The sequence below is a fragment of the Gardnerella sp. 26-12 genome (assembly GCF_001660745.1).
Lineage (GTDB): Bacteria > Actinomycetota > Actinomycetes > Actinomycetales > Bifidobacteriaceae > Bifidobacterium > Bifidobacterium swidsinskii.
In genome coordinates, this window is the sequence record NZ_LWSR01000122.1 from 1 (window position 1) to 3803 (window position 3803).

Sequence of the window (3803 nt, forward strand, 5' to 3'; positions counted from 1 at the left end):
AGTGTTTACAACATGTTTCTTAATTAAAGATGAAATATAAACAATTCAACAGAAAGATTGAAGTAGCTTAACAATTGTTTACCCAAAAGAGTACCCTAAGGTATCAGTGGTGAAGAATTAAGAATAATCACCAAATGTCCGGTTTTGCACCGTTTTATGCAGCATTGCAACGTGAGTTTATCGCTAAAAATAGCGATAAAGCAATGTGAAAAGTAAAAATTGTTTTGCTAATTGCGAAAATCTAAAAATAAACAACAAACACAAACAACAAAATTAAAAATTGAAAATTGAAAATTGGTTATTTAGAGTAAGGAGGAATGCCTGGCGCTCTAAGCGAAATTTAGATACTGCGTTGTGTCTAAGCAATAAGCGTCAAACATACAAATTATGCAAGAGGAACAAACGTTTTTAGAAGCTAAAGAATTAGGGTTAAAAAGATTTAGAAGATCGCCATTTTGGGATGTGTCGCTAAAAGTTGCACCTCATCAAATCGTTGCAATTTCAGGCGAACATGGTTCTGGAAAATCAGCTTTGCTGCTTGCATTATCTGGTTATATGAAATTCACTAATGGAATTCTTACTATTGCGGACGTAACTCTTCCTAATGATTTCCAAGAATCTCGACAATACGTTGGTTTGGGATTATTTAGCGGAATTAACGAATTTTATAAAACGCAAACAATAGAAGAAGTTCTTATGAGCGAGTTGAAACTAGCAGCGCGCTCGCCTCTATTTTTGAAGCAATACAAAAATGATGTTAAAAACCGTGAAGCTTTACAGCAGTACGCTTACAACGTGTTAGCTCAATGGAAAGTATTTTCTCCTCACGAAACAGCAATAGGAGAGTTGACTCCGTGCGAGCGCATGCGTTTGGCAATTGCGCTTGCTTTGTTAAAAAAGCCGTGGCTGCTATTTGTTGATGGAATTGAAACGGAGCTTACTAGCGAGCAAAGCGAATGCCTATTTTCCGATATTCGCGCGTATGTTAGTAAAAATTACTGCTCTTGCCTTGTTGGAGTTTTGCAAAGTGAGTTAGAAAAGCAAGCTGATCAAGTCTTAAGACTAAGCCCAAATCATGGGGAATCAGAAAATTCTCATATTGATTCACAGCTTGGTACAAGTGAAGCAAATGGTGGTGAAAACAATGCGCGTTAATACTCTTGCTCTTGCATTTCGAGAGCTTAACAATACGTTGAAAGGAAAAGCTCGAAAGCTTGTTATTGGAACCGTAGCTTTGATTCCACTTTTATACGGATCGCTTTATTTGTGGGCATTTACTAATCCTTATAAGACTTTGAATACTGTGCCTGTAGCTGTTGTTGTTGAAGACAATGGCGCTGTGATTAACGGCAAAATGCGTAACATTGGAAACGAAATCAAAACTCGCTTAAAGAATCAAAAAGATGGTAGTGAGGGCTTCCAATGGAATTTTGTAAATAGTTCTGAAGCGAATAAGGGTCTTAAAAATGGCAACTATTTTATGGTAGCAACCATTCCAGCTTCCTTCAGTAAGTGCATTGCTTCTGCGCAATATGAAACTCCTACTAAAGCAAAACTTCACGTAAAGTACGATCAGGCAAGTAATATGCTGGCATCTCAGATTGGCAAAACTGCTTTCCATACTATGCGTAGCGAAATCAGCGAGGCGATTGCTCAAGAGTATTGGGAGAACATGTTTGCGAAAGTTAATTCTGCTTCTGATTCTCTTGGTGACGCAGTAAATGGTGCTGGTGCTTTGCATGAAGGCTCAAAATCTTTGCAAAATGGAGTAAATAAGCTTGCAGATGGATCTAATCAACTTTCACAATCTTTGCGAAAACTTCAAGGCGGATTAAGTGAGCTTCAAAAAGGAGCGAATACTCTTTCTAAAGCAAACGCTAGAAGTAAAGCAGGCGCGCAATATCTTGCTCAAAAAACGCAAGATTTAGCAAACGGAGCTCAACAATTAAGCAAAGGAACTCAAAAACTATCGGCAGCAACAAGCGAATTTTACGATGGTGCGCAAAAGCTTGCAGCTTCAAGCAGCGAATTAGAAGAACGTGTTAAGGCTGGAAATGCTGAAACAAAAGCACAAATTATGGGTCTTCTTATGAAAGCGCAAGATCCTAGAGTTACTAAGGAAGATGTGCTTGCTAGTTTGCAAGGTTTGGCTGGAGGATTAAGTGAGAATTCTGATCTTCTAGAAACAAATCTTTCTGCTTTAAGCGCTGGAGCAGACAAGCTTTCTGCTGGCAGTTTGCAAATAAAGGGCGGAGCTGACGCAATATCTCAAGGTGTTGAAGCTGTTAATACTGGCTCAAATAAGCTTGCTGCTGGAGCGAATAGTCTTGCTGAAGGCTTGGCTCAAGTAAGTAACGGTAGCGAGAAACTAAATAATGGTGTGAATGCAGCTGCACAAGGTTCAGCGAAAATAGTGAACGGTTCTGATCAGCTTAATTCCGGAGCTAAGAAGCTATCGGATAATACTCCAAAGCTGGTTGAAGGCGCAAAAAAGTTGCATGACGGGCTTAAGAATTCTCAAAAGTCTGGAAAAATCAACAATATCGTGCAAAAAAGTAAGATGATGAGCGCGCCGGTTTCCTTGGAAGAACACGAGTATTCTCACGTTGAAAATTACGGAACAGGTTTCGCTCCTTACTTTATTTCCATCGGACTTTGGGTCGGTGCTCTTATGGCAACCTTTGTTTTGAGAGTTATGGATAGGCGAGCGATACTAAATGGCATGAATCCGCTTAAGAGTGCGCTTATTAGCTTAACGCCGTTTGTGATTATGGGCGTTGTACAAGCTGTAATTCTTATGGGCGTAGTGCACGTTGTGTTAAAGTTGCAAATTGACAACGTTCTTGCGTTCTATGGTCTTGGAATTATTGCATCCATAATGTTTATGGCAATAATGCAAATGATTATGGTGATTTTCCACATACCAGGGCGAATAGTTGCAATTGTGCTGCTTATGTTGCAAATCACAAGCTCTGCAGGAACATTCCCAGTTCAAATGACGCCGGCATTCTTTAGAGCTGTTCACCCATACTTGCCAATGACGTACTCGATTATGGGGTTGCGTCAAGCAATGGCTGGAAAGAACAGTGGCGAAATAGTTTTCGGCATTGAAATGCTTGTGCTTTTCGGCGTGATTGCGATTGCTATAACAAGCATCGTTGCGCGCATGAAGCGTACTGTAACGATGTTTGATTTGCATCCTGTGATAACGCTTGAGGCGTAAGCGTCGCTTATCTAATACTAACCTGCGTAAGAGTGAATAGCTTTTGCGCAGGCTTTTTATATTTAAGTAACCTAAATTTATGCAGTTTCCAAACATTACAACGTAGTATTAGAATATTTAACTTGCTTGCTTACAATTAGTTAAAGTTTGAGAAGGGGTAGTTATGCCTAATGGAATTGCGGTGAAGCTAAAAAAATTTATTGCATTAGCACTTTCGCTGTTTCTTTTTATGCCATTATGTTCAGGATGCTCAAATCAAAATGGCGCAAATACAAAAGCTGCTGATAGTGCAAAAAAGGTTAATGTTATTAATGCAAAAGTAGCAGCTTTATATAAAAAAGTTTTAGCAAACGCTGATAAATATAACCTTAATGAAGCTGATTCAGAAATTGATACTAGCAAAAGTAAGTATTCTTACGCGTTAGTCAATATGAGCGATAGGGATATTCCGGAGCTTATTCTTCGGAAGAATTATAAATATGTGTCACGTTCGAAGGTTTTTGCTGCAAATAAAGATTACAGTGACGTTGTTTCTTCAAATGATTTAATTTGCGATGGCGTTGGAGACATTGGCGGTTTT

Annotated in this window: 2 protein-coding genes and 1 pseudogene; all 3 read left to right on the top strand. The window is 39.0% G+C overall.

Annotated elements, in window-relative coordinates; translation table 11 throughout:
- Positions 1–387: 387 nt before the first annotated feature.
- Complete coding sequence (locus tag A5295_RS05625) at positions 388–1155, top strand: ATP-binding cassette domain-containing protein (protein WP_032842527.1); 768 nt, start codon at positions 388–390, stop codon at positions 1153–1155.
- Entirely contained in the window at positions 1145–3223 is a 2079-nt protein-coding gene (locus A5295_RS05630; protein ID WP_064622103.1) for a YhgE/Pip domain-containing protein, read from the top strand. The genes A5295_RS05625 and A5295_RS05630 overlap by 11 nt, the downstream gene beginning before the upstream one ends.
- 163 nt (positions 3224–3386) lie before the next feature.
- Positions 3387–3803, top strand: a pseudogene (locus A5295_RS05635) (hypothetical protein); the annotation flags it as partial.

Bases quoted from the DNA above. Each gene is read 5' to 3' on its own strand.
- A5295_RS05625 (WP_032842527.1), top strand. From the start codon at position 388: ATGCAAGAGGAACAAACGTTTTTAGAAGCTAAAGAATTAGGGTTAAAA.
- A5295_RS05630 (WP_064622103.1), top strand. From the start codon at position 1,145: ATGCGCGTTAATACTCTTGCTCTTGCATTTCGAGAGCTTAACAATACG.